Source organism: Leucobacter chromiireducens subsp. solipictus, assembly GCF_016758195.1.
Taxonomy (GTDB): Bacteria; Actinomycetota; Actinomycetes; order Actinomycetales; family Microbacteriaceae; genus Leucobacter; species Leucobacter solipictus.
This window is the reverse complement of the sequence record NZ_QYAC01000002.1, coordinates 22,177-46,022: the sequence shown is the minus strand read 5'-3', so window position 1 is coordinate 46,022 and position 23,846 is coordinate 22,177. Positions and strand designations below refer to the sequence as shown.

Below are 23,846 nucleotides of genomic sequence, written 5' to 3'. Positions count from 1 at the left end.
GGCCAGTGCCGGCGCGGGGCGGTACCGGTGCGGTGCGGTGCGGTTCCGGTGCTGGTGCGGTGCCGGTGCGCCACCGGATCGGGCGGCGCTAGGACCGTCGCTGCCACCGGAACGTGAACCGAGCGACGACGAGTCCCACCACCAGCCACACCGCGAGGTTCAGCGCCACGAGCCCAAGCCCCCAGCTTTCCCCGGTCTCCGCGGCGGCGAAGTGTTCCGGGAGGAACACACTACGCATGCCCTGCGCGAGCCACTTCAGCGGGAACACTGAGGCGATGTTCTGCAGCCAATCGGGAAGCAGAGAGAATTGCAGGTACACGCCGGAGATGAACTGCAGCACGAGCACGATCGGGATCACCACCGCGGAAGCGCTCCGCGATGATCGGGGCAGCGCGGACAGTGCGATCCCAAGCAGCGTCATCGTGCCCATGCCCAGCGCAAACAGCCAGGCAAAGCGCAGCCACAGCGCCGGATCCGTGGGCAGCTCCACCCCGAACGCTACAACGGCGACTCCGAGCAGCAGCGCCGCCTGCAGCAGCGCGGTGACGACAGTGACCCCGGCCTTTCCGATGAAGTAGCTCACCGGGGAGAGCGGGGTAGCCCCGAGGCGTCGCAGCCACCCCTCGTGCCGCTCGCGCACGATGTCGATCGCCGGGTTCTGCACCCCGGAGAGCATGATCCCCGCAGCCAGGAGGCCGGGCAGGTAGTACGCGGCGAAGGAGACTCCGCCGGTGCCGTCAGGCAGCTCGCCCACGTCCCCCATCGATTGGAACGCTGAGGCGAAGATCCCCAGCATCAGCACCGGGAACAGGAAGGTGAAAAACACCACGTCGGGTACGCGAAAGTAGGCCCGAAGTTCTAGGCCGATCGCGCGGATGCCGGCAGTGAGAACGCCCGGGGCGGCCGGGGTCGTCGCGGCTGCTCGGGCGGTCGGCGCAGCCGTGGGGGCGGGGCTCGTCATCGGGCGTCCTCCTTCAATTCGGGTGCGGAGCGTTCGTCGGATCCGGCGTCGCCCGGGGCGGCCTCTCCAGCGCTGTGCTGGTGGATCAGCGCGAGGTACACGTCCTCGAGTCCGGGGCGGCGCACCTCAAGCTCCGCGGGCTCCCCCGTGGGATCGCCTGCGGCGAGCGCCGCATCCCGGAGCCGCGCGACGAGCGCGGTCGGAGCATCGGTGCGCTCCTCGCGGGGCGAGCCATCGGGATCCCGCCAGGTCACCACGGGCATGCGAGCGTCCGGCCCGCCGAGCTCGGCGGGCGGCGCCTCGGCCACGATCGTGCCCCCGGACAGCACGCCCACGCGGTCGGCGAGTCTCGCGGCCTCATCCAGATAATGGGTGGTGAGTAGGATCGCGGTGCCCTCCCCGGTCAACGTTTCGAGCATGTCCCAGAACTGGCGCCGCGCGGCGGGGTCGAAGCCCGTGGTCGGCTCGTCGAGGAAGAGCAGGCTGGGCCGCCCCACGATCCCGAGCGCCACGTCGAGTCGGCGTTGCTGCCCGCCCGACAGCTTCGCCGCCCGCGTTCCCGCCTGCTCACGAAGGCCCACCAGTTCCAACACCTCGGCGGCCGTGCGAGGGTGTGCGTACAGCGCTGCGAAGTGGGTCACGAGCTCCCGCACCGTGTACGGCCCGAAGTCTCCGGTGCCCTGCGCCACGACCCCCACGTTCGCCCTCCACGCGCGGGGCGCGGTCAGCGGATCGACCCCGAGCACGCGCACCTCGCCGTGGTCCGGCCGCCGCACGCCCTCCAAGATCTCGATCGCGGTGCTCTTGCCCGCGCCGTTCGGCCCGAGCAGCGCGTAGGTCTCCCCCGGGGCGACCGCCAGATCCACGCCTCGCAACACCTCACGGCCGCCGTAGCTCTTCCGCAGACCCCGCACGTCGATGGGGATCACAGCTCCTGTCTGCATCATGCCTCCAGCCTCGCGCTTCGGGCCGCGCGGCGGCAGCGGTGGGGCGGCGGATCTTCCCCTCCACCGGTTGGTGGATGGGTGGCGGCACAAGGGCCGACTTGGGATGCCCCCGGGGCACGGGCGTAGGCTGGATACGTGAACCGCACCGACGCACCGGCCTCCGCCGCACCCCACATCGACGCACCCGCGCCCCCCTCCGTGGTCGCCCCCACCTCGCGGTCCTTCGCGTCGGACAACTGGGCGGGGGTGCACCCCGAGGTGCTCGCGGCGCTCACCGCCGCGAACACCGGGCACGTGCCCGCCTACGGCGGCGATCCGTGGACCGCGCGCTTCGCGGAGGTCGCCCGAGACCTGTTCGGCCCCGACGCCGAGGCCTTCCCCGTGCTCAACGGCACAGGGGCAAACGTGCTCGCGCTCCAGGCCGCGCTCCCCCGCTGGGGCGCGGTGGTGTGCGCCCGCACCGCGCACATCAACATGGACGAGGCCGGGGCCCCGGAGAAGACCGGCGGCCTGAAGATGCTGACCGTCGATACGCCGGACGGCAAGCTCACGCCCGAGCTCGCCGCGCGCGAGGCCTGGGGCTTCGGCAACGAGCATCGGGCGCAGCCGCTCGCGCTGTCCATCTCGCAGGTCACCGAGCTCGGCACCTGCTACACCCCCGACGAGATCCGGGCGCTCGCCGACTTCGCGCACGAGCGCGGCATGGTGCTGCACGTCGACGGCTCCCGCCTGGGGAACGCTGCGGCGCACCTCGGGGTGTCGCTCGCCGCGCTCACCACGGAGGCCGGGGCCGACCTGCTCAGCCTCGGCGGCACGAAGAACGGGCTCCTCGGAGCCGAGGCCGTGATCGCGTTGCGGCCGGGAGCGGTGCAGGGCATGCCCTACCTCCGCAAGATCAACCTCCAGCTCGCATCGAAAATGCGCTTCGTCTCCGCCCAGCTGCTCGCGCTCTACGAGGGCGGCTTGTGGGAGCGCTCTGCCGCCCACACCAACGCGCTGGCTGCCCGGCTGGCGAAGGGCATCGCGGAGCTCGCGGTGCCCGGGGTCGCGATCGCCCAGCCGGTCGAGTCCAACGCCGTGTTCGTGACCATGCCACGCGAGGTCGCCGCACGCGCGCAGGCCGAGTTCGCGTTCGGTCCCTGGCCCGCCGCCCCCGACATGTACCGCCTCATGTGCGCGTTCGACACCACCGAGGCGGACGTCGACGCGCTGCTCGACGCGCTGCAGGGGTAAGGGGGTCCGGGTACTCCCGGCACACCAAGCCCGCCTGGCACACAAAGTCCACCCGGCCACCCGGCCACCCGGCCCAGCTACGCGGCGGCGCGGCGGGGCGTCAGCCGGGTCAGCATCAAGGTCAGCACGAGCGCGGCGATGATCCCGATCACGGGCGGAATCCCGATGCCGAGCTGCCCGGCACCCCACGCGATCCCGCACGAGACCACGTACACGCCCAGGTTGACCCAGTTGAAGCGCGGCAGCGTTTCCCCGACGGGCATCTGGGTGCGCCGCCAGCGCGCGAGGTAGTCGCCGATGATGACGCCGCCGAGCGGCGGGATGAACGTGCCCAGCAGGCCGAGGTACTGCGGCAGGTGATCCCCCACGCCGAGCAGCGCGAGCACCGTGCCGATGATGGATCCGGCGATCACGAACGGCGTCTTGCTGGGCCGCTCGAACAGCTCGGCCCCGGCCACCCCGAAGGAGTAGGCCGCGTCGGCGTTCGACTTCCAGAGGTTGCCGAACAGCAGGAAGAGCCCCCAGCCGATGAGCCCGAGCTGGAAGAGCACGAGCACGAAGTCGCCCTCGCCGAAGGTGATTGCCCCGATCGCACCGAAGAAGATCATCAGGCCGTTGCCGATCAGGAACCCCACCACACACGCGATCACGGCCTGCTTACCGCTGCGCCCGAAGCGGGTCCAGTTGGGGGCCTGCGTCCCCGCGGACACGAAGGTGCCGACGACCGTGGTGACGGCCACGGCGAGCGTCATCTCTCCGGCGGGCTCGATCGCGGCGAGGCCGGCCCAGCCGCCGACCTCTTCGAGCGAGCGGAACATCACCCAGAACGCGAGGATCAGGATCAGCGGGGTCGAGATGAGCGAGACCCAGTACATGCCCCGATAGCCGTAGACGGCGGTGGCGCACATGAGTGCGCTCACCACGATCATGACGATCGCGCGCGGGCCGAAGCCGTTCCATTCGAACGCCTGCGCCGTGAGCTCGCCGATCGTGCCGACCACCACGCCGTACCAGCCGATCTGGGTGCCGCCGAGCAGGATCGAGGCGAGCTTCGAGCCGCGGGTGCCGAGCGTGTAGCGCGCCATGACCACGGTGGTGAGGCCCGTGCGGGCACCGATCCACCCCAGCACGGCGACGTAGGCCCCCAGCACCAGGGAGCCGATCGCGATGACCACGAGCAGATCGCGCAGCCCGAATGCCTGGCCGAGCGATGCGCCCGCCAGCATGGTTGGCGTGAACACCGTGAAGCCGAGCAGCACGACCATCAGGGAAAAGAACCCCTTGCGGGCGTGCCGGGGCACGGGAGTGACCGGGTAGTCGGCGTCGATCACCGGGGCGTCCGCGGGCGCAGCGCCGGACGCCCCGGGCACGCCGGCTCCTGCCGCCTGCCTGGCGGTCGAGGGATCGGCCGCATCAGCGGCGGAAGTGGGGGTCGGTGCGTCGGATCCGGCGCTCACGCGCGGGGCCCGATGCCCGCAGCAGCCGTGCCCAGCTCGTCGGTTTCGACGCCGATGTCCTCGGCCCACACCTCGGGGCGCTCGTCCATCATGCGCTGCATGAGCGCAAGGCAGGTGGGGTCTTCGGCGACCACGAGCTCGGTCCCCTTGCTGCGAAGCCACTCCTCGGAGGCCTCAAAGCTCTGGTTCTCACCGATGACGATGCGGGGAATGTCGTACAGGATCGCGGTTCCCGCGCACATGGTGCAGGGGGAGAGCGTCGTGTAGAGCGTGCACTCGCGGTAGACGCTTGCGGGGAGGCGGCCAGCGCGCTCCAGGCAGTCGGTTTCGCCGTGCCGGATCACGCTGCCGTCCTGGACGCGGCGGTTGCGGCCCACCGCGAGCACGCGGTCGCCGTCGGGCCCGTGGTGCACGAGCGCCGCGCCGATCGGCACGCCGCCCTCGTCCCAGCCAAGCTGTGCCTGCTCGATGGCGAGGTCGAGGTAGGTGCGGTCCGTGTCGTTCAGTGCCATGAGATTAATCGTACTGCGGGATCCGCCCCGGCTTGGCACGCTCCCCGCAGGGCTCACGAAACCCACGGAGATTCACGAAATCCACGGAGATTCTGAGCCGGATCCGGCACCCGACTCAAAGATCTCCGAGGCGTTCGTCGCCCACAGCACGCGGCCGGGCAGCGTCACCACCGCCCCGCGCCCCTACACCCCTGCCGCCATGCCCCACGCGCCAGGCCCCACCTGCGCAACCCGCCATGCCCCACGCGCCAGGCCCCGCTCTGCACCGCCCCGAGTCACCAAACCCACGGAGATTCACGAAACCCCAGGAGATTCTGAGCCGGATCCGGCACCCGGCGCGTGAATCTCCGTCGATCTCGTGCGCGCGGGATCGCGGAGGCCGAGTCCGCACGAGTGTGGCGCGAGCCGGCCAGTTCGCCGGACCACACTCGCGCCGACGCGCTCAAGGGCGCCCGGGCGCGCGGCCCGGGCACCCCGCGGGGAGCGCTCATGGGCGCGCCGGATCCGCCGCCTCAGCTCCCGCCGCATCCGCATCGGCGTTCCCCGTCGCCTCGGCCTGTCGCGCCGCCCGGGTCGCCCGCCGGGCCACGATCCGGCTCCGGATCGCGAAGCCGAGCACGAGCACGAGCAGCCCATAGAGCACGAGCACGATCGGCCCCTGCACCAGCACCGAGAAATCCCCGTCGGCGCTCATCGCCGCGTCGCGGAGGCTCGTCTCCGCGAGCGGCCCGAGCACCATCCCGATGATGAGGGGGGCGATCGGGTAATCGAGGGCGCGCATCAGGAAGCCGACCACGCCGATCCCGAGCAGCATGAGCAGGTCGAACACCGAGCCCGAGGTCGCGTAGATCCCGAACGCGCAGAACACCGTGATGCCCGCGTACAGATAGGGGCGCGGGATCAACAGCAGTTTGGCCCAGAGCATCGCGAAGGGGAGGTTCAGGATCAGCAGCACCACCATCGCGATGAAGAAGCTGGCGAGCAGCGCCCACACGAGTTCGGGGGCGCGCTCGAACAGCAGCGGGCCGGGCTGCAGGCCGTACTGGCGGAACGCGGCGAGCATGATCGCGGCGGTCGCCGAGATCGGCAGGCCGAGCGCGAGCAGGGCTCCCATCGCCATGCCCGTCGTGGAGTTGCCCGCCGCCTCGGGCGCCGCGAGGCCACGGATCGCCCCGGTGCCGAAGCGCGGGCGCGCCCGCCGAGCGTCGAGCCGCTTCTCGACGCCGTACGCCAGGAAGGTGGGAATCTCGGAGCCGCCGGCCGGGATCACGCCAAACGGCAGGCCGATCGCGGTGCCGCGCAGCCAGGCCGGGGTCGCCTCGCGCAGTTCCGCGCGGGACAGCCACGGCCGCCCCTTGGGCCGGATCAGTGAACGGTTCGAGACGTGCCGTTCCAGGCACGCCACGTAGATGACTTCGCCGAGCGCAAGCACCGCGACGGTCACGGTGACCAGCGAGATCCCGTCGAACAGGTGCGGCGAGTCCATCGTGAAGCGCGGTGCCCCGGAGACCCCATCGATCCCGATCACGGCGATACCGAGGCCCACGAAGAGCGCCGCGAGGCCTTTCACCGGGTTGTCGGTGACGACCGTCGAGGTCGCGGCGAACGCGAACACGGCGAGCGCGAAGAACTCCGCCGGACCGAAGCGGGTGGAAAAGTCGGCGAGGGCGGGGGCGAGGAACACGACCACGATCGAGGCGATGAAGCCGCCCACGAACGCGCCGATCGCCGCGGTCGCGAGAGCTTGCGCCGCCCGCCCGTTCAGCGCCATCTTGTGTCCCTCAAAGGTGGAGGCGATCGCCGAGGCCTGGCCCGGCGTGTTCATCAGGATGCCCATGGTCGAGTCGCCGAACAGGCCGCCGAAATACACTCCGGCGAACATGATGAACGCTGCCGTCGGTTCAAGCGAGAACGTGACGGGGAGCAGGAGTGCCACCGCCATTGAGGAGCCGAGGCCCGGGAGCACCCCCACGGCGGTGCCGAGGAGACAGCCGACAAGCACCCAAAGCAGGTTCTGCCAGCTCAGCGCCCCGGCAAAGCCGTCGAGCAGCAGTTGCAGTGTTTCCATGGTTAGAACCCCCAACCCAGCACGCCCGAGGGGAGGGACATCCCGAGGACGATATCGAATGCGATGTAGATGACAGAGCTCACGGTGAGGCCCACCACGAGACTCATCAGGGGCTTTCGCAGACCGAACGCTCGGGCGACGGCGGCGAACAGGAGCGCGGCGGCGATGATCCAACCGAGCACCGGCAGCAGGAACGCAAATGCCAGGAATGGCAGCACGACCCAGGCGAGCGATCGCCAGTCGACGCCGACCGACTTCTCGGGCACGGGGGTGCCGTCGGCCGCGGGATCGGCCGGCTCGACCGCGGGGGCCGGATCCGCCCCGATTCCCGCACCCGCGGCGCGCCCCGCGGCCGGGATCGCGCCCGCGGAACCCCCCGCACCCGCAGCCGGGCTCGCGCCGACAGCGTGCACAGCCTCGTGTTCGGCAGCCAGCAATTCGAACGCGTCATCTCCCGCCCCGACGGTACGGGTGCTGCGGAGGTCCGAGCGGAGCGCGGCGCGGACCGCGGCAGTCGCGAGCAGGATCGCGAACAGGGCAAGGCCCGCCGCGATCAGCCCGGGGAAGAACCGGGGTCCGGGGAACGCCGTGCCCTCGGGCACGCGCATCGTCACGATGCCCACGACCAGGTAGGTCGCGAAGGCGGCGAGCACGACGGGCATCACGAGACCCTTGAGGAGTTCGGCGGTGCGGCCCCGGCCGGACTCCAGCAGGATCTCTTCGCCGACGACCGCGGACATGGCGGTGGGGTTGTTCGACGGTGTCATGCGCCCATCTCCTCGTACAGTCGGGTGATTCTCGCGTGTTCGTTCGCGAGGAACGGGGCGAGTGCTGGGCCCGTAATCACCTGTTCGCTCCAGTGGTAGCGGTCCACCGCAGCGCGCCACTCGGGGGTCGCGAGCGTGTCTTCGACCAGCCCGGTGAGTTCCGTGACCGCCTCGTCGTCGATCCCGGCGGGGGCGGCGAGCATGCGCCAGTTGGCGAGTGTGATGTCGTAGCCCTGCTCGCGCGCGGTGGGAATGTCGATGCCCGGCACGGGTTCCTCGGCGACGAGCGCGAGGGCGCGCAGCCGCCCGGACTCGATCTGGTCGATGTTGTCCGGGTAGCCGCCCGCGGCGGCCTGCGCGGTGCCGTTGAGCAGCGCGGCAACCGCCTCGCCCCCGCCGTCGGAGGAGATGTAGTTCGTGTCGATCGGGTCGAGGCCGGCGGCGAGCGCCAGATCGGTCACGACGAGCTGATCGAACGATCCGCCGCCGGTCCACGGCACAGCGCCGGGGTTGTCCCGCCATGCGGTCACCAGGTCATCGAGCGTCTCGTAGGGCGAATCCGCCGGGACGACGATCACGTCGTATTCCTCGAACAATACGGCGAGCGGGGTGACGTCGTCGAGGGTGGTGGCCGAATCGTACTGGATCGTGGCGGCGAGCAGGCCGGTTCCGCCGACGAGGAGCGTGTTTGCGCGCCCTTCCAAACGGGTCATGTTGCCGAGCGCGATCGTCCCCCCGGCCCCGGGCATGTTGACGACCTGGACGTTCGCGGCCAGCCCGTTCGCGCGCTGCGCCTGCTGCATTTCACGCGCCACGGTGTCCCACCCGCCGCCGGCCGCGGCCGGGGCGACCACGGTGAGGGAGGACTGGATGTCCTGCCCGGCGTTCGCGGAGCTGATCGATCCGAATGACGCGATACCGATCACGGTGGCGGCGACCGCGCCGCCGATCAGGCGCGCGGCGAGGTGCCGGGGGGTCCGACCTGTCGGCCGCACTGTATTCGTGGGCGGATCTGAGGCGTGCGGGTCCGGGGACAGGGGTGTCCCCGTGTGCGGTGCGTTCACTGCATCACTCCTTTGTGAGGGCGCTACGGCGCCGTGGTGAGGCCCCCACCATGTCAGCGTGCACGCGGTGCCGGGGCGTCCCCGCGGGTATTCGCTCATTAATGCTCACGGCCCCGCCGCCCAGGTGTCGCCCCGGCGCTTAGACTGTGACGGCAATGAGGAGGCTTCACGAATGACGAGGGTGTCGACACCGCGCGGTGTGCGGCTCGCGCTGCTGTTCCTGCCGACCGTGATTGTCTGCACGGCGGTCGCGGTCACCGCGAGCATCGCCTTCGCGGTGCAGGAGCGGAGCATCCGCGCGGTGACGGCGGATCGGGTTTCCGACGTGGCCTCGAGCCTGGCCGAGCTCGCGCAGGTGCGCGATGCGCTGGGGCGAGCGCACGAGGATCGGCACGTGGCGACCCGCGACCTGCAGCCGCTGGCCACGGTGGTCGAGCGCGCGGCCGGAGTCGACTACGTGGTGATCTCGGACGAGGAGCAGATCCGGATCACTCACCCGACCCCCGCCGAGCGCGGCGAACGGCTCTCGACCGATAATTCCACGGTGTTGGCCGGGGAGCCGTTCCTGGGGACCGAGACCGGCACGATCGGACAGACGCTCCGGGCGAAGGTGCCGGTGCGCGATGCGTCCGGGGAGGTGATCGGCGCGTTGTCGGTCGGGATCCTGGAGAGCCGGATCGACGAGGACTACGCGCGAGCGTTCGGCGAACTCGTGCCGTGGGTGATCGGCGCGCTTCTCGCGGGCACCCTGGCGAGCTCGGCGATCGCGGCGCTCTGGGAGCGGCGATTCCGCCGGCTCGACGAGGCCGCGCGGGACGCCGCGGAGTTGCGCCGCACCGCGGCCGCGCTGCGGGAGCAGTCGCACGAATTCCACACCCGCCTCCACGTGATCCACGGCTTGGTTGCCCACGGGGACACGGGCACGGCGCTCTCCTACATCGACGGGATCGCTCCCGTGACCACCGGTCAGGAGGAGGAGTCGCTGCCGGATCAACCGCTGCTCCGCGCCACGGTGGACGTGCTGCGCGCTGAGTTGGGCGCGCACGGCGCACGGCTCGAAACGGAGCTGCGGGTCGAGTCGGAGGTGGACGAGGAGGTCACGCTGGTCCTGGCGAATCTGTGTCGCAACGCGGGCGAGGCCGGGGCGACCGTGGTGCGCTGCGCGCTCACCGAACACGACGGGCGCTACTTCGGCGAGGTCGCGGACAACGGGACGGGCGTGGCGGCGGAGGAGGCCGAGCGGGTGTTTACGCGCGGCGTGTCCTCGAAACGGGACGCGTCCGGCTTCGGGCGCGGCATGGGGCTCGAACTGGTGCGCCGCACCGTCGCCTCGCGGGGCGGCACGGTGGAGCTCGGGCGGGCCGATCTCGGCGGCGCGCGGTTCCGCTTCGAGATGCGGGTGATCCGATGACCGCGGGCGCCGAGATCCGCGTGCTCGTGGTGGACGACGACCCGGGGGCTCGAGTGCTGCACAGCCGGTTCCTCGATGGTGCGCCCGGCTTCACGCTTCTCGCCGCGGTCGCGACCGGGCGGGCCGCGGTGGAGTACGGGCTCAGCGGCGACGTCGATCTCATTCTGCTCGATATGCGCTTGCCGGATATCAGCGGGGTCGAGGTGCTGCATCAGCTGCGCGCCGCTGCGGAGCCCTCCCCGGACGTGCTGGTGATCAGTTCCTCGCAGGATCGCGTCACGGTGCGACAGGCGCTCGCGGGTCAGGTGATCGGGTACCTGGTGAAACCGTTCACCGCCGAGGCCTTGCAGGCGCGATTAGCGGTCTACCGCGGGGAGCACACGCGCCGCGCCATCGACCTGGGCGCTCGCGCCGCGGTTCGGGACGTCCCGCTGGCGCAGGGTGAGATCGACCGGCTGCTGTCCACCGGCCGGAGTGCGACCGTGGCCGAAGCTGCGGGGCGGCCCGCACAGGGCCTGGGACACCTTCCCAAGGGGATTTCGGCGGTCACCCTGGAGCGGGTGGTGGCGGCGCTGGACCCGGTCGTTCCGCTCACGGTCGCGGAGCTCGCCGCGGCGAGCCACATCTCCGTCCCGACCGCACGCCGGTACCTGGACCACCTGATCCGTCGCGGTGTCATCGATATTGCGCACCGGTATGGCAAGCGGGGCCGCCCGGAGGTGCTGTACCGGCTCGTTCCCGCCCCCGCCGCGTAGCGCGCGGCTCGCGTAGCGCGGCCCGTCCCTCGCCTGCCGCACCTTCCGCCGTCCCTCGCGCCGTCCCTCGCGACCGATCTACAGGAGATTCACGAAATCCACGGAGATGTGGTGCCGGATCCGGCACTTGACTCCAGGATCTCCGAGGCGTTCGTGACGGCCGCCCAGCGCGACCGCCCCGCGCGACCCACCCATCACCGGCGGCTCGCCTCGCGCGGGACCGGTCACATCCCGCCGAAGGCAAGCCGCCCGGCGATGACCAGCATGACCACCGCGACCACGCCGTCGAGGATCTGCCAGGAGCGCGGCGTCGCGAAGAACCGGGTCAGGGCGCGGGCGCCGTAGCCGAGCACGAAGAACCACACGAGGCTCGCGAGGGCCCCGCCCGCGGCGAACCACCATTTGCCGGGGTCCCCCTGCGCGTTCCCGATGGACCCCATGAGCACGACGGTGTCGAGGTAGACGTGCGGGTTCAGGAACGTGATCGCGAGACAGGCGAGCACCGTGCGCTTGAGCGATCCGGCCTCGCCGTCGGCGGCGACGAGCACCTCCGGCTTCATCGCCCGCCGGGCGGCGGACCAGGCGTACCAGAGGAGAAACGCGACCCCGCCCCAGCGCACGATCTCGAGCACCACCGGGGCCCGTTCCACGACAAAGCCGATCCCGGCGACGCCGAGCGTCTCGAGTACGGCGTCCGTGAGCCCGCAGATGAGGACCACGGGCAACACGTGTTCGCGCCGGATCCCCTGGCGCAGCACAAACGCGTTCTGCGCGCCGATCGCCATGATGAGCGAGAGGCCGCTGCCGATACCGACGAGGAAGGGAAGGAGCATGTGTTCGACGTTAGGGGTCGCGCCCCGCCCGCTCCAACTTCAGCGTACCTGTATATTCTCAACCATCATTAGCAGTGCTTCATTAACGAGGGAGACTCTCGTGGACCTACCCGTCGAGCATCTCGCGACCTTCACCGCCGTCGTCGACGAGGGCAGCTTCGAGGGGGCGGCCCGCCGCCTCCACATCACGCCGTCGGCGGTGAGCCAGCGCGTGCGGGCGATGGAAGAGCGTGTGGGCTCGGTGCTCGTGCAGCGCACCCGCCCGGTCACGGTCACGGAGGCGGGGGCCGCAGTGCTGCGCGCCGCCCGGCAGATCGCCCGCATCGCGGATGATCTCGGCGCGGAACTCGGCCACGGCCCCGCTGGAGGCACGCTCATCCCGATCGTCGTCAACGCAGACTCGCTCGCGACCTGGTTCGTCCCCGCCCTCGCGGAGGCCGCCCGGGAGACGGGCGTGTACTTCGAGGTGATCCGCGCGGACGAGACCGTCTCGACCGAGAGCCTGCGCAACGGCTCGGTTATGGCGGCACTCACTGCGACGCGGGAGCCCGTGCCCGGATGCACCTCGTCACGCCTGGGCGGAGATCGCTACCGCGCGGTCGCGAGCCCCGAGTTCGTGGCCCGGCACTTCCCCGACGGGCTCACCGTCGAGGCCCTGCGCCGCGCCCCCACCGTCGAGTTCGACCGGCACGACGCGTTCCAGCAGCGGTTCCTCCACCGGATCACCCGGGCACGGGTCGAGCCGCCCCGCCACTTCATCCCATCGTCCGCCGAGTTCGCGCACGCGGTCGAGCTCGGCATGGGCTGGGGCATGCTGCCCGCGCTGCAGTGCGTCGAGCCGCTCGCGGCGGGGCGGATCGTGGAGCTCGAACCGGGCACCACCGTCGAGCTGCCCCTCTACTGGCAGCGCTGGAATCTGCGCTCCCCCGTGCTCGATACGCTGTCGGAGGTGGTGGCCCGCCACGCGGCGGTGGCGCTGGCCTGAGCCCGCCGCGGCGCGCAGCTCGCGCGCCTATCCCCCGAAGGAAACGAACCCGGCGATCAGGTAGGCGACGAACGAGAGCACGGCCGCGGCACCCGCGTACGGCAGGATCGACAGCATCAGGTTCAGCGGCTTCACGCCGACCGACTTCGCGGCGAGCACCATCCCGTCGCCGTACAGGCACGTGGTGGAGCCGAGCGCGGCACCCGAGAACACGGCGGTGCCGGCGAGCACGGGGTCGACGCCCATCCCGATCGCGAGCGGCAGCACGACGGGCGTGATGACCACGGCGAGGTCCCAGAACGCGCCCGTCGCGTAGGCGTAGATGCCACAGATCAGGAACACGACGGCCGGAAGCAGCGCGCCGTACATCACGGGCTCCGCCGCGCCGATCACCCAGTCGGCAAGCTGCAGCTCCGTGTTGATCTGCTGCATCATGAAGGCGAGCACAAACAGCACCATGACGTAGCCCATGCTCGTAATCCCCTCGAACGCCTGCTCGAAGACGGCCTTGACCGTGAGGCGGCGCTGCGCGAGGTAGAGCACCAGGGCGACGACCACGGCGGCCGCGGCACCCTTGATGATGTCCACCTCGGTGAGGATCGTGACGAGCACGAGCGTGACGACCGGGATCAGGAAGTTGAACGGCAGGGGCCGGGCGCTTTCGGCCCCGTCCGTCGCGAGTTCAAAGGCGCGTTCCTCGGGTGTGAGGCCCTCGGGCAGGGTGTCGCCGGTGCGCTCCACCCGCGCCTGCTCGCGTTTCAGGGGGCCGACGAGCGGCAGCACCCCCGCGGCGAGCAACAGCCCGATCGCCAGGGCGAACCAGCCGAAGAAGATGAAGGGCAGGCCGGAGAGGTAGGCACCGAAGCCGGATCCGCCGACCGTCACGCCGTCCTGTTCGAGGAGCGCCGCAAAGAACACCGCCCAGGTCGAGAACGGGATAATCACGGCGATGGGTGCCGAGGTGAGCTTCACGATCGACCCGACCATGGTGCGGGGCACCCCGTAGCGGTCGGTGACGCGCTTCATCGAGGTGCCGACGGTGAGCGCGTTGAGGTAGTCGTCGATGAACAGCGCGATGGTCAGCAGCCAGGTGAGCAGCAGCGACTTGCGGCGCGAATTGACGAAGCGCTCCGTCCAGCGCGCAAAGTCGTTCACCGCACCCGAGGCGTTGAAATACGCGATCAGGATCCCGAACAGCACCACCACAAGCGCGAGCCAGTGCACGGTCTCGTTCGAGAGCGACGCACCGAAGGCCCCAACAAACGTGTCGAAGAACCCCCAGCCGCCGAGCATGACCGCGCCGACGAGCACGCCGGAAAGCAGGCCGAACAGGGCGCGCTTGGTGAGCACCGAAACAACGAGGACGGTGAGAACTGGCAGGAGCGCCAGGGCTGTGTTCTGGACCACGGTGGCCTTTCAGGCGGCGGCTATGCCGCGCGGATCATGTCGGGGGTCGGAGAGACGGTGCGGGTGCCGGGGCGACGGGCGGTCAGCCCTCGTGGGAGGTGTGCAGGCCGTCGAGGTAGGTGGCGAGCACGGGCAGCTCCACGAGTTCGTCGGCGGGGATCTCAAGCGGGTCTTCGGCCCAGACGGCGAGGTCGGCGCGCGCACCGGCGCGGATGACGCCCAGGTCGTCGTCCCCCTGCGCCAGGGCCGCGCCCCGGGTGTAGCCGTGCAGCGCCTGCGCGGCGGTCAACCGCTCCGCGGGCTCGAAGACGAAGGCATCGCGATCGCCGGGGGCGCGGCGCAGCATGGCCCACGCGAGGCCCACGCGGGCGTCGAGATCCGCGATCGGCCAGTCCGACCCGAGCGCGAGCGGCGCACCCGCCCGGAGCACGGAGCCCGCGTTCCAGGCGCGTGCCGCGCGTTCGGGCCCGAGCCGCCGGGCCCACTCGTCGCTGCCGTCCGCGATCCGCCACTGCAGGTGCGGCAGCTGCATCGACGCGGTGATCCCGGTCTCGGCGAGGCGGGACAGATCCCGCGGGTGCAGCGTTTCGAGGTGCTCGATCCGGTGCGGGATCCCGGAACGGGAACGGCTGCCGACCGCCTCATAGGCGGTGATCGTTTCGCCCACGGCGCGGTCGCCGATCGCGTGGGTGGCGATCTGGAACCCGGCGGCCGTGAACTCGCGCACGGCCGCGACGAAGTCTGCCTGATCCGGCCAGAACCCGGCGAGTCCCTCACCGTCGGCGTCCGCCTCGTACAGCCACCCGGCCCCGGTGTCGATCACGCCATCGGCGTAGAGCTTGATCACCCCGCCGCGCCAGCGCTTGCCGCCGCGATCGCGCTGCGCGGCGAGTGCGGCGCGGTGCGCGGTGTCGTAGCTGGGCTTTACGTCCATCGCGCTCACGATGCGCACGGGGAGTCCGAGTCCGGTCGCGTCGAGCGCCTCCAGGAGGTCGAGCGTCTCGGGGTTGCCGTCCATGATCGCCCCGCCGGTCAGGCCGGAGCGCCGCATCTTCGCGAAGGTGGCGCGGGCGGCCTCGAGCGTCTCGTCGCGGCTGGGCTTCGGGGCGACCTCAAGCAGCGGCTGGTAGGCGCTGTCCTCGCGGAGTTCGCCCGTGGGGAGTCCCTCGGCGTCGACCACGATCTCGGAGCTGTCCGTGAAGGAGCGTGCGCCCGTGATGCCGGCGCGGCGGAGCGCCTCGCCGCTCGCCAGTGCGGTGTGGAAGTCAAAGAAGAACAGCATGGCGGGCACCTCGCCGACGGCGCTCTCGATCAGCTCGGAACGCAGCCGGGCCCCCTCGAACACCGCGTAGTCAAGGTTCCACCCGCGCACCCAGCCGTCGCTCGTGTCGCGGCGCACTCGGGCGGCCTCGGCCGCCAGCGCCTCTCGCAGCTCACGAACGCTGCGGACGCGTCCGAGATCCACCCCTTGGCACAGCTCCACGCCCTGGATCGGGTGCAGGTGTGCGTCAATCAAACCGGGGGTCACCGTGGCACCCCTCACATCGTCCACCTGAGTCGACGGACCGCGAAATGCAGTCGCGATCTCGTCGTCGGTGCCCACTGCGAGAATCCGACCATCGGCGAGTGCGATCGAGCGCGGCGCAGTGACCGCGGTGTCCTCGTGCATCGTGTGCACGCGCGCGTTCGCGACGATCAGCTCGGCGTTGGTCTCCGCCACGGTGTACTCCCCCGGTTGTTGACACCCCGTATCCTCGGAGATGAGGCGGAGCACCCTTAATTTACGTAGATTCAATTAACTCCGCAACCTCTGCCCACAAAAGGAGGGCCCTATGACGGTGCCAGAACCGCACCGATCCGCCGGCCGGCCCCGCACCGCGGTGCTCTCACGCGAGCGCATTCTGGCGGCCGCGTTCGAGCTGGCCGACGTCCGGGGCAGCGACTTCACCCTCGCGGCGCTCGCCCGCAGCCTCGACGTCCGGCCGTCCGCACTGCACCACTACTTCGCCGGCAAAGACGAGCTGATCGCCGGAATGCGCGGCCAGCTCACCGCCCGCGTCGGCGACCACGGCTTCGCCACGAAGCCGTGGCACGAGGCCATCCTGCCGTGGGCGCGGGTCTACCGCACCACCTTCGGGGCGCACCCCGGCATCATCGCGGCGCTCGCCACGCTCCCGGTCGCGGACGAGCCCGAGTCCATGGTCGACTACGAACGCATCGCCGCGGCGATGCGCCGCGACGGCTACCCCGAGCACAGGATCGTGCCCGCGCTCGTCGCGATCGAGTGCTTCGTCATCGGTGCGGCACTCGACTCGCTCGCCCCCGAGGACAATCTGCGACCGCTGAGCAATACCTCAGTCGTTCCCGTGCTGACCGCCTCCGAGCGCGCAGCGCGCACGGCCGCCGGCACCCAGGGCCTCGAGGTCGCGGAGGCCACGTTCGAGTTCGGCCTGGCCGCGCTGATCGCCGGGCTCCGCGCGGCGGGTGAAGCGGAGGCCGCCGCGTCCGGAACGGGGTCCGCCCCCGAGCCCCCCGCGGCCCAGGCGCGCGACTGATGCTCGGGGTGCTCCAGGGCTTCGCGCTCATCCTCGGGATCATCGGGGCTGGCTACCTCGCGGCACGCTTCCGGGTGGTCGAGGGAGAACAGCGACGGGTGCTCAACAACGTCGCCTTCTACGTCGCCACCCCGGCGCTGCTGTTCTCCGTGCTCAGCCGCAGCGACCCGAGCGTCATCCTGTCCCCGGTCATCCTGATCACGAGCGCGGCGGCCCTGATCGTCGCGGCGGCCTTCATCGTGGCGTCTCGCCTCTGGTTCCGCCGCGACCTCGCCGGCACCACCCTGGGGGCGACGTGCGCTGGCTACGTGAACTCCAACAATCTCGGCCTCCCGGTGGCGCTCTATATCCTGGGCGACGCCGCGTATGTGGCCCCGCTGCTCCTCGTGCAACTCGTGGTGTTTGCCCCCGCGATCCTCGCGATCCTCGAAACGACGCGCGGCAATCAGCGCGGTGCCGTCGTCGCGCTCGGTCGCGCCGCGGCGAACCCCGTCATTCTGGGATCGGTCGCCGGGTTCCTGGTCGCGCTGCTCGCACTCCCCGTCCCGGAATTGCTCCTCGCTCCTGTCGACATGCTCGGCGGTGCCGCGATCCCGATGGTGCTGCTGAGCTTCGGCATGTCGCTCCGCGGCCAGCGGGCGCTCCAGCGCGGCACGGGCCGCGCCGCGGTCTTCGTCGCCACCGGACTCAAGATCTTCGCGATGCCGCTCGTCGCCTGGCTCCTCGCCCTCGCCTTCGGACTTCCCAGCCACGAGGTCTTTGTGGCCACCACCATCGCCGCCCTCCCCACCGCGCAAAACGTGTACAACTATGCGGCAACGTACCGCCGCGCCGAGACCATGGTGCGCGACACCGTATTCCTCACCACCTTCACGTCGCTGCCGGTCATCGCGCTCATCTCGGTGCTGCTGGGACAGACGTAGCCCGCGCGGGAATACCCCGATCGCACGCGACGTTGCACTGCGGCGGGAGTTCGGTGACATCGAGCCCCGCCCGTCGACGTTTGAACCCAAGGAGACCACACACCGTGAGCCCGCGCACCGCACAGACCAGCGCCCCCGTCCTCGACACCCTTGCCGAGCGGTGGAGCCCCCGCGCATTCGACGCGAGCCACGCCTTCGACAAGGGTGCGCTCCGCGGCGTCTTCGAGGCAGCCCGCTGGGCTCCGAGCGCAAACAACTCGCAGCCCTGGCGTTTCATCCTGGCCCGTCGCGGCAGCGAGAGCTTCGCGAAGATCGAGGACACGCTCGCGGGCTTCAACAAGATGTGGGCGGGCAGCGCCGCGGCGCTCGTCGTCAACATCGCCGAGGTGGCTGACGCCGAGGGGAACCCGCAGCCCTGGGCCGAGTACGACCTCGGCCAGGCCGTGGCGCACCTGAGCGTCCAGGCGCACGCCGAGGGCCTCTACGTGCACCAGATGGGCGGCTTCGACCGCGCGGCGATCAGCGCGGCGTTCGGGCTGGAGGAGCGCTTCGTCCCCGTGTCCGTCATGGTGATCGGCGCGATCGGCGCCGTCGAGCAGCTCCCCGAGCCGCTCCGCGAGCGCGAGGTCGCGCCGCGCACCCGCATCGAGCTCGAGGACCTGTTCGTCGCCCGCGACTAAGCACGAACTGCACACACTGAGGGGCCCGTGGCGCTGCCACGGGCCCCTCAGTGTGTCTGCGCGCCTCCGCCACGTGCGTGCGAGGCCCGCGGCTCGCTACTCAGTGTCGACGGTAATCTCGGCGTTCTCGTCCGCGAGCCGCAATGCGTGAACCAGCTCGGCGGCGTGCGTCGTGGAGAGAATGACCCGTGAGAACGCGTCATACTCGCCCACCCAGCCGCGGTCTTCCGCCGAGGCGGCACCCGCCTCCAGATCGATCACGATCGCGTCGCGGCCCTTCTTGGCCAGCACAAAATCAGCGCCCGCGAAGCTCCGCCAGGTGCCCGCGGCGAGCGTGCCGGGAACGTGCGTGCCCGGTGAGCGGACACCCCGGAGCCAGATCCACGGGTCGGCGGTGATCACCGCCGAGGTGATCGCCGATCGATCAAGCGTGATATCGCGGCGCCGCATGGCCGTGACTTTTTCCGCGCGCGTGAGGCGGATCACGACGCGATCCGGATGAACTTCGACGCGTGCCATGGGCTAGTCCAGCATGTCGCTCTGATCGATGACGGACTCGACCGTCTCGATGAGCGCCTGCTTCAGCCGGTAGTCGGCGTGTGTGGGATCGTTGGCATCTGAGGGCAGGCCCAGGGCCTCCGCCGCTTCGAGCGTGTTCACGCCGACGCAGGCGACGATCGTGTCCGCCGGGAGCTCGGGGAACTGGGCCGCCACTTCCTCGGCGATCTTCGCTGAGGCGACGAGCAGCGCATTGATGCGACCGGACTCAATGTCCTCGCGGATGTGCACCGAGGCGGGAACGCCCACGGTGCGGAACGCGAGGACCTGGGTGACGTCGTGCCCGCGGTCGATCAGGCCCTCCGTGAGGACCGGGATCGCCACGTCGGAGCGGAGGGTCAGGACCCGCAGCACCGCGCCGGTGTCGATCTCGGGCCACTCCTCCAGCAGCGCGTGCGTGCTGTTCTCGGCTTCGGGTGTGCGTGACACGTGATAGCCGGCGTCGCGAAAGGCGACCGCCGTGGCTTCGCCGACGATCGCCACGTTGGTCTCGGGAGGGATCACCGCGTTGTGATGCGCGAGGACATCGGCCACGGTCGAACTCGTCGCGGTCATCCAGTCGAACTCGCCGGATTCCAGGCGCTTCAACGCATTGACCAGCTGGTCTTCATCGCTGGTGTGGGCAAAGTCGACCAACGGCGCGGTGACCGTGTGTGCGCCCTGCTCACGCAGCGCCTTTGAAACTAAATCACCCCACGTGCCGCCGCGAGGAATGAGAACTCGCAGGCCACTGAGCGGTTTCGCCTCAGACGACATAAACCCCACTCACTCGACACCAATAAGAAAAGACCAACTCATTTCAGTCACGTTGAGGACCCAGAGCTGGTCACTGCGGAAAACCGTTGACCCTATTCTCACCCTGAGACCCCAAGGAAGCAAAATGAGCGCCCCTGAGTTACAGAACGCAACCGAACTGTAACCTCCCCCAGAGGTCACTGTACCGCGTTAACGGAGGCGATTGCCCACCGATCGCGCAATTCCCCACACGACGAGGCCGGCAACGACGGCGACGCCCGCAACTCCGGCGACAAACGCGAGCGGATTCCGCTCCTTCTCCGCCACAATGCGGCGCTTCGCGTTCGCGACCGAATCGTCGATGCGCTGCGCGTAATTCAGGCGTCCCTGGAGCTGCGTCAGCGTGTCATACAGCTCGGTGCGGGCCGCCTGTGCGTCGGCAACGCCCTGTTGCCGGTCCCATCCGCTCATCGCCAGTTTCCTTCCTCGCCGACGCGCGGCATTCGGTGCTGCGGGGTGCCGTCGGGACCCGGGAATGCGGTGCCCCGGGCCGCGGGGTCAGCGTTGAACTTCACGTCGCCCATCGCAGCGACGTCGTTGCCGACGCGGTCGAGCGTCTCTTCCGGGACGGGATTGCCGCGCTTGATGAGGGCGACGCCCGCGAGCACCGCCGCGGCGGCGAGCACGAGCATTGCTGCCGCCACCACGAGCGCCGCAAGCCACCACGGCCAGACGAGCGCGAGCGCCGCGATCGCGGCGAACATCAGCCCCTGGAGCATGAAGAACACGAAGAACAGCGCGACGATCAGCGCGCCGGCACCGATCCCGGCCTTCTTCGCCTTCGAGGCGACCTCGTGCTTGGCGTTCTCGTACTCAATCTTCGCGAGCGAGACCACCTGCTGCGGGAGCCGCGAGAGCAGCTCAAACGTTCCCGCCTGGTCCTTCTTCCGGCTCACGACACACCGCCCGTGACCGGCGTCTCGTCTCCGTGCTCCGCCGCAGCCGCGGGCGAGGCCTCGGGATCCGGCGACATCGCGGCGCCGGACGTGCCGGGGCGGTGGGCCTGGGTTCGTGCCGGCGTGGACGAGTCATCGCGCGCGAGCGCTGCGACCGCGCCCTTTCCGACCCGGACCGCCGCAGCCTTCAGCTCGTCGACGCGTCCCTGCGCAGCCGTCCGCACCACACCGACCCCGCGCTGCACGGGCTCGGTGTTCCACACAGACTGCGCGCCACGCTTGATCTGCTCGTACCGTTCCCGGCCCGCGCGTGATCCCAACACGTAGCCCACGGCCGCTCCGAGAACGAATGCGATCTTGCCCTTCATGCTGCCTCCAGCCGATAGCGTACGGTGTTCCTGCACTACCCTACTCCGGGAATCCGGGCATGTGCATACCCAAATCGCCATATACCCTGGACTCCCGCTTAGTCAGCGATGCCCGTCAAGCGCCGACGCAGGGTGATCGCCCGTGATCGGGCATCCTCGACCGCACGCGCGAGGCTTCCGCCGTGGATCGCCACGCCCGTGGGCACCTCGTCGACCTGGGACTCGCACCACTGCGCGAGCCGCTGTTCGGCGTGTTCGCGGGCCGCGACCGTCGCATATGGCGCAAACGGCATGGGTGCGAGGGCTACGGGCCCCGTCAGTGCGACGCCGGCCGCCTCGATCGCCTCGCGAATACGCTCGCCCTGCTCACGCGCGCTCGGGATCGGGGCGTCACTGTTCGGGACCATCGCCGGGCCAAGGACCCGAGCCTCCCACCCCGCGGTGTCCGCTCCCTCGGCGCGTCGCAGGCGCACCGACCAGGTCTCGCCGTTCGCGAGCCGGACCGCGCACACTGCCGGGCCTGCCGACTGTTCCGCGGGCAGTTCCGGGGCCGCGACGGGGGCGATCCCGCACACCCGCCCCGCGCCCACGAGCAGGCTGCGCACCGTCGCCTCGCCGGAGTCCACGGAGTCCGCGGAGTCCGCGGAGTCCACGGAGTCCACGGCTGCCGGGTCATCCGCGCGCACCTCGGGCGCTGCGACAACGCCGCGAACCAGCGCCCGGACGGACACCGGGGCGTCGCCCCCGCACGAGACCATCCAGCCCGACTCGGCCGCGACCACCCGGTCCGCGGGCGCGGCGGCGAAGGCGACATCGTAGAGCCGCAGGCGAGCACGCAGGGCCTCACGCACCGCCTCCCACCCGCCGTCCGGGACAAGCCCCGTCTCGCGGGCCGCGGTCCGCTCGGCGATGTCCTGCGCTGCCCCGCTCAGCGTGCCCACTCGCGTCAGCGCTTCATTCAGGCCAGGCGCGATGATCGCCACGTCGATCTCGTCCGCCGGCACCCCCATCGCCTCCCGGCTGAGCGGGTCGACGAGTCGCGCGAGAGCGGTGGCACCCATGCGGCTCCGCACCAAGGCCCCGAAGCTGTGGGTCTTCCCGATCGTCAGCACCGGGGTGATGCGGTCGAGGGCGGCGCGAAGCGCCGCCCGGCCGCCCAGAATGCGCAATGCCGCGGATGAGAGCGGCACCGCGGGAATACCCCACACGGCAGGATCGGGCTGCACGCACCAGGCGCCATTCGGGCCGCGCAGCACCGGCGCAACGGGGGTCACCGAGCGCAGGTGCAGTGGGTCGCCCGGCGCGGGCGGCTCGGCCGGTGCGATCTCCCCGGGGGCGCTGATCGGTGCCGCGATATGCGCCACAAACGCGCGGAGCGTGCCGCCGTGATCCGGCTCTGGCGTGCCATCGCCCGAGGCGGCCTCCGGGGCACCCTCCTCCGCATCGCTCGGGAACACCCGCACGCGCAGGCCCACTTCGGCGAGTTCGAGGGCCGCGGCCAGTTCCGGAATGCGGTCGCCGAGGACCGCGACATCACCCACGCGCCACGCCCTGCTCGGCCGGAACCGCGATCTGCACCAGGTCGATCCGCGTGCGGCCGTGGCCGCCGCGCCGGACGATGCGAAGCGTCAGCCAGATGAAGACCCCCAGTCCGGCGATCTCACCGATGACGCCGCCCGGGCCTCCCGCCTCCGCGGTCTGGGCGGTCTCCCCGCCGAATCCGGCGGTCATGAAGCCGAACGCGACAAGGTTGTTGATGACGTGGATCGCGATCGCGGCCTCGAGTCCGCCGGTACGCCAGGTCAGCCACGCGGCCACGACACCCATGAGCCCGACGGCCATCAGGCCCCAGATGTCATAGATGTGTGCGAGCGCGAAGCCCACCGAGGGGATCAAGATCGCAAACCAGGGGTTCTTCAGCCATGAGCCGAGCACCTGCATGAAGAGACCTCGGAACACGACCTCCTCCGCCGTGGCCTGGAAGGGGACGAGAATCAGAATCAAGAGCGCCGAGAGCAGCGCCGCGTTCACGTCGAAGTCGGCCCCCTGCTCCACCATCGGCTCGGAAACCAGGGTCGGGTTCATCGCGAACTCCGACGCGATCCCGACCAGGTTCATCACCACGACCGCGACGACCGCCGCACCCGTCAGCCGCCAGAGGAGTCCCCACCGAATGCGCGTCGCGACCGACCAGACACGGCCCATCGGACGCATCCCGAGCGTGAGCATCGCGAGCAGGACCGCGGGGATCATGATGATGATCGAGAGCATGCTCAGCAGGATCGAGACGGGACGCTGCGTGTCGAGCATCTCCGCGTCGCCCGTCGCCACCTCCATCGCCCAGCTGGGATCAAACATCATCATCACCGGCATCAGCAGGACCGTGATGGCGACGGTCAGAATGCCGAAATACACGCCGGAAAGGAGGAGCAGCAGCAGCGGCTTCCACCAGCGGTAGTTCTGCACCCCGCGCAGAAGCCGATGGTACTCAAGCGGCTCGGTTTCGACGGTCTGCAGGAGCGGCTGCTGCTGTGCCCACGCCCACTGCGCGGGGGCACCGGGCTGCTCCGGGCTCGGGTGGTGCACGCCGGCCGGTGTTGCGGTGCCCGGCGGCGTCGGGTCGGGCTGGGCGGGCGGTTGCGGGCCGATGCTCGTCATGGTGTCCATTCTC

General features: G+C 70.5%; 24 protein-coding genes. 7 read left to right on the top strand and 17 right to left on the bottom strand.

Annotated features, from left to right (window positions below):
• Positions 1–88 precede the first annotated feature (88 nt).
• Together D3230_RS03810 and D3230_RS03805 are read right to left on the bottom strand one after the other, a co-directional pair.
• Positions 89–961, bottom strand: a complete 873-nt coding sequence (locus tag D3230_RS03810; RefSeq protein WP_202343708.1) for an ABC transporter permease — start codon at positions 959–961, stop codon at positions 89–91.
• Positions 958–1,905: an ABC transporter ATP-binding protein gene (locus D3230_RS03805; protein ID WP_202344059.1), complete on the bottom strand. Its 948-nt coding sequence runs from the start codon at positions 1,903–1,905 to the stop codon at positions 958–960. The genes D3230_RS03810 and D3230_RS03805 overlap by 4 nt, the downstream gene beginning before the upstream one ends.
• Before the next feature lie 177 nt (positions 1,906–2,082).
• Between D3230_RS03805 and D3230_RS03800 the strand changes: the two genes are divergently transcribed.
• Complete coding sequence (locus tag D3230_RS03800) at positions 2,083–3,141, top strand: beta-eliminating lyase-related protein (protein WP_202344058.1); 1,059 nt, start codon at positions 2,083–2,085, stop codon at positions 3,139–3,141.
• Positions 3,142–3,218: 77 nt separating this feature from the next.
• Here the strand turns inward: D3230_RS03800 and codB are convergent, their stop codons facing one another.
• The 5 genes from codB to D3230_RS03775 form a co-directional block, all read right to left on the bottom strand.
• A complete protein-coding gene (gene codB / locus D3230_RS03795; RefSeq protein ID WP_202343707.1) occupies positions 3,219–4,511 on the bottom strand; it encodes a cytosine permease in 1,293 nt (430 codons plus the stop codon).
• 83 nt (positions 4,512–4,594) lie between these two features.
• Positions 4,595–5,110, bottom strand: coding sequence for a nucleoside deaminase (locus D3230_RS03790; protein ID WP_202343706.1), 516 nt, complete (start codon positions 5,108–5,110; stop codon positions 4,595–4,597).
• 487 nt (positions 5,111–5,597) lie between these two features.
• Positions 5,598–7,178 (bottom strand): tripartite tricarboxylate transporter permease, encoded by a 1,581-nt coding sequence (locus D3230_RS03785; protein WP_237466914.1) that lies wholly within the window; start codon positions 7,176–7,178, stop codon positions 5,598–5,600.
• 2 nt (positions 7,179–7,180) lie between these two features.
• On the bottom strand, positions 7,181–7,945 hold the full coding sequence (locus tag D3230_RS03780) for a tripartite tricarboxylate transporter TctB family protein (RefSeq protein ID WP_202343705.1): 765 nt from the start codon (positions 7,943–7,945) through the stop codon (positions 7,181–7,183).
• On the bottom strand, positions 7,942–8,940 hold the full coding sequence (locus D3230_RS03775) for a tripartite tricarboxylate transporter substrate-binding protein (RefSeq protein ID WP_202344057.1): 999 nt from the start codon (positions 8,938–8,940) through the stop codon (positions 7,942–7,944). Before D3230_RS03775 ends, D3230_RS03780 begins: the two co-directional genes overlap by 4 nt.
• 241 nt (positions 8,941–9,181) lie before the next feature.
• Between D3230_RS03775 and D3230_RS03770 the strand changes: the two genes are divergently transcribed.
• A complete protein-coding gene (locus D3230_RS03770; protein ID WP_202343704.1) occupies positions 9,182–10,420 on the top strand; it encodes a sensor histidine kinase in 1,239 nt (412 codons plus the stop codon).
• On the top strand, positions 10,417–11,175 hold the full coding sequence (locus tag D3230_RS03765; protein WP_202343703.1) for a response regulator: 759 nt from the start codon (positions 10,417–10,419) through the stop codon (positions 11,173–11,175). The genes D3230_RS03770 and D3230_RS03765 overlap by 4 nt, the downstream gene beginning before the upstream one ends.
• Before the next feature lie 224 nt (positions 11,176–11,399).
• Here D3230_RS03765 and lysE read toward each other — a convergent pair whose 3' ends face one another.
• A complete protein-coding gene (lysE, locus tag D3230_RS03760) occupies positions 11,400–12,008 on the bottom strand; it encodes an L-lysine exporter (protein WP_202343702.1) in 609 nt (202 codons plus the stop codon).
• A gap of 100 nt (positions 12,009–12,108) precedes the next feature.
• On the opposite strand from lysE, the gene D3230_RS03755 reads away from it, so the two are divergent.
• On the top strand, positions 12,109–12,993 hold the full coding sequence (locus D3230_RS03755) for a LysR family transcriptional regulator ArgP (RefSeq protein ID WP_337249074.1): 885 nt from the start codon (positions 12,109–12,111) through the stop codon (positions 12,991–12,993).
• Positions 12,994–13,020: 27 nt separating this feature from the next.
• Here D3230_RS03755 and D3230_RS03750 read toward each other — a convergent pair whose 3' ends face one another.
• A complete protein-coding gene (locus D3230_RS03750; RefSeq protein WP_202343700.1) occupies positions 13,021–14,400 on the bottom strand; it encodes a TRAP transporter large permease subunit in 1,380 nt (459 codons plus the stop codon).
• A gap of 82 nt (positions 14,401–14,482) precedes the next feature.
• On the bottom strand, positions 14,483–16,120 hold the full coding sequence (locus tag D3230_RS03745; protein WP_337249073.1) for an amidohydrolase: 1,638 nt from the start codon (positions 16,118–16,120) through the stop codon (positions 14,483–14,485).
• A 112-nt stretch (positions 16,121–16,232) separates the two neighbouring features.
• On the opposite strand from D3230_RS03745, the gene D3230_RS03740 reads away from it, so the two are divergent.
• The 3 genes from D3230_RS03740 (at position 16,233) to D3230_RS03730 (ending at position 18,558) form a co-directional block, all read left to right on the top strand.
• On the top strand, positions 16,233–16,955 hold the full coding sequence (locus D3230_RS03740; protein WP_202343699.1) for a TetR/AcrR family transcriptional regulator: 723 nt from the start codon (positions 16,233–16,235) through the stop codon (positions 16,953–16,955).
• Positions 16,955–17,878: an AEC family transporter gene (locus D3230_RS03735; protein WP_202343698.1), complete on the top strand. Its 924-nt coding sequence runs from the start codon at positions 16,955–16,957 to the stop codon at positions 17,876–17,878. Before D3230_RS03740 ends, D3230_RS03735 begins: the two co-directional genes overlap by 1 nt.
• A gap of 104 nt (positions 17,879–17,982) precedes the next feature.
• Positions 17,983–18,558: a nitroreductase family protein gene (locus D3230_RS03730; protein ID WP_202343697.1), complete on the top strand. Its 576-nt coding sequence runs from the start codon at positions 17,983–17,985 to the stop codon at positions 18,556–18,558.
• A 96-nt stretch (positions 18,559–18,654) separates the two neighbouring features.
• Here the strand turns inward: D3230_RS03730 and D3230_RS03725 are convergent, their stop codons facing one another.
• The 7 genes from D3230_RS03725 to D3230_RS03695 form a co-directional block, all read right to left on the bottom strand.
• A complete protein-coding gene (locus tag D3230_RS03725) occupies positions 18,655–19,077 on the bottom strand; it encodes a hypothetical protein (RefSeq protein ID WP_202343696.1) in 423 nt (140 codons plus the stop codon).
• A 3-nt stretch (positions 19,078–19,080) separates the two neighbouring features.
• Complete coding sequence (locus tag D3230_RS03720) at positions 19,081–19,872, bottom strand: uroporphyrinogen-III synthase (RefSeq protein WP_202343695.1); 792 nt, start codon at positions 19,870–19,872, stop codon at positions 19,081–19,083.
• A 189-nt stretch (positions 19,873–20,061) separates the two neighbouring features.
• Positions 20,062–20,322 (bottom strand): hypothetical protein, encoded by a 261-nt coding sequence (locus D3230_RS03715; RefSeq protein ID WP_202343694.1) that lies wholly within the window; start codon positions 20,320–20,322, stop codon positions 20,062–20,064.
• On the bottom strand, positions 20,319–20,807 hold the full coding sequence (locus D3230_RS03710) for a phage holin family protein (RefSeq protein WP_202343693.1): 489 nt from the start codon (positions 20,805–20,807) through the stop codon (positions 20,319–20,321). Before D3230_RS03710 ends, D3230_RS03715 begins: the two co-directional genes overlap by 4 nt.
• Positions 20,804–21,175, bottom strand: coding sequence for a YtxH domain-containing protein (locus tag D3230_RS15820; protein ID WP_237466912.1), 372 nt, complete (start codon positions 21,173–21,175; stop codon positions 20,804–20,806). The genes D3230_RS03710 and D3230_RS15820 overlap by 4 nt, the downstream gene beginning before the upstream one ends.
• A 98-nt stretch (positions 21,176–21,273) precedes the next feature.
• Entirely contained in the window at positions 21,274–22,716 is a 1,443-nt protein-coding gene (locus D3230_RS03700; RefSeq protein WP_202343692.1) for a hypothetical protein, read from the bottom strand.
• A complete protein-coding gene (locus tag D3230_RS03695; RefSeq protein WP_202343691.1) occupies positions 22,709–23,833 on the bottom strand; it encodes a CPBP family intramembrane glutamic endopeptidase in 1,125 nt (374 codons plus the stop codon). The genes D3230_RS03700 and D3230_RS03695 overlap by 8 nt, the downstream gene beginning before the upstream one ends.
• Positions 23,834–23,846: the final 13 nt, after the last annotated feature.